The sequence below is a fragment of the Kitasatospora sp. A2-31 genome, assembly GCF_022288725.1.
Classification (GTDB): Bacteria; Actinomycetota; Actinomycetes; order Streptomycetales; family Streptomycetaceae; genus Kitasatospora.
Genome location: NZ_JAKNTA010000093.1, coordinates 1 through 2187, shown reverse-complemented (window position 1 = coordinate 2187; position 2187 = coordinate 1). Strand labels below are relative to the sequence as shown.

The 2187-nt window shown below is 70.8% G+C and carries 1 protein-coding gene; it reads left to right on the top strand.

All coding sequences use genetic code 11. From position 1 onward, the window contains the following. On the top strand, positions 1 to 1981 hold a 1981-nt coding region (locus MCM47_RS39790; RefSeq protein WP_238951727.1), incomplete at its 5' end, for a glycosyl hydrolase. Between the last annotated feature and the right edge of the window lie 206 nt (positions 1982 to 2187).

The window sequence follows — 2187 nt, the reverse complement described above, 5'->3', positions numbered from 1 at the left end:
CGGTGGCGCCGAGCTGGAGTCGACGATCGTCCACGCGCTGCGCTTCGGCGGCGGCACGGTGTGGGCGGCGACCAGCAGGGGCGTGTGGAGTCACTCCACCACCGACCTCTCCGGCCCGTGGACGCTGGAGTTCGCGCCCAACCCGGACTACCTGCCGGGCGGTTCGAAGGCCAAGGACCCGAGCGCGCCCTACAAGAACATCGCGAACGACATCGCGATCGACTCCAAGGACCCGTCCAAGGTGATCCTGGCGGTCGGCTGGCGCGGCGGCGACACCTACAACGGCTTCTACAGCAAGGCCGCCGACGGCAGCTGGCAGCGGGTGGCCTCGCTGGGTGAGCTTCCGACGGACGCGGCGAACGTCGGCAACGTGACCTTCGCCCGTTCGGCGGACGGCTCGCGCTACTACGCGATCGACCAGTCGCCGGACGTGATGGCGCACAACCCGGACACCGGTCTCAAGGGCATCTACGTCTCCAAGTCCGGTTCCCCGTCCGGCCCGTGGACGCTCATCGCGGACAAGGACAAGATCAAGAACTCCGGTTCGGCCCTCCAGGGCCCCGGCTACCAGCCGGGCATCCAGTCCTGGTACAACCAGTTCCTCCAGGTCGACCCGGCCAACCCGGACCACCTGTACGCCGGCCTGGAGGAGGTGCTGGAGACCAGGAACGGCGGCTCCACCTGGACCGTCCCCGGCCCCTACTGGAACTTCCCGTTCCCGTGCTGGAGCATCGACCCCACCAAGCAGACCGGCGACTGCTCACCGACCACCCACCCCGACCAGCACGCCGTCGCCATCGGCTCGTACAAGGGCAAGACCAGCGTGTACGTCGGCAACGACGGCGGCATCTACTCCCGCCCCGTGAACGGCGCGGTCGACTCCGGCGGGCACGCCAAGGACTGGAAGTCCCTCGCCGACGGCACCATCGACACCCTCCAGTACTACTCGGTCGGCGTCGGCAAGGACCCGGCGGACCGCACCGGCAAGGGCGTCGTCGTCAGCGGCGGCCTCCAGGACAACGGCGAGTCCGTCCTGCGCGCCCACGACAAGGTGATGGGCTCCGACTTCGGCGGCGACGGCGCCGACACCCTGGTCGACCCGGACAACGGCTGCAACATCGCCGAGGAGTACGTCTACCTCGACGTGTGGGTCACCCAGAACTGCGCCGTCAACGACGGCAGCTGGTCCACCGACCCGTCGAAGGCCACCTCGTACGAGGTCGCCCCGCCCGACAAGGACACCGGCTCCGCCCGCTTCATCGCGCCGATCACCAGTGACCCGAAGGACGTCGGCACCTGGATCGCGGGCGGCCGGCACGTCTGGGTGCAGCACAAGGGCTACGCGATCCGCAGCGGCAGCGAGTGGACCAGCGCCTACGACCTGGGCGCCGGGCACGTCGCCACGGCCGTCGCCACCGTCAACGGCACGGTGTACGCGGGCTGGTGCGGCCCCTGCAACAACCAGGGCTTCAGCCGCGGCATCGCGGTCGGCAGGACCGACGGCACCGGCTGGCACCAGCTCGACCTGCCGGTCGACGGCACCCTGCCGAACCGCTACATCTCCTCCTTCGCAGTGGACGAGAAGGACGCCCGGCACGTCTTCGTCGCCTTCAACGGCTTCTCGCGGACGTGGACCGAGGGCCCCGGCGCGGGTGTCGGCCACCTCTTCGAGACCCGTGACGGCGGCGCCACCTGGACCGACGTCTCGGCCAACCTGCCCGACGTCCCGGCCACCTCGGTCAAGCTCCTGCCCGACGGCGGCCTCGCCCTGGGCACCGACCTGGCCGCGTTCTACCGCGCGCCCGGCGAGACCACCTTCTCGGTGCTCGGGGAGGAACTGCCCACCACCTCCGTCCAGCAGCTGAAGACCGGCCCCGACGGCAAGCTCTACGCTGCCACCTTCGGGCGCGGCATCTGGGCCGTCAACCTGCGCGCCCTCAACGAGGACGACGCCAACCGGGGTGACGACGACCAGGACTGACCGCCTCCGGCGTGGACCGACCGGTGCCCGGCCCGCTCACCCCGAGCGGGCCGGGCACCGGCGTTCCGGAACCGGCGCGGCACCACCAACGTCCAAACCCGGGACCGTAGGAGACCGGAGACGCCCGACCGTGAAGAGAACCCTCGCCGCCCCGGCCGGCGCACTCCTGCTGCTTCTGACCCCGGCCTGCGGATCCGGCGGCGGTG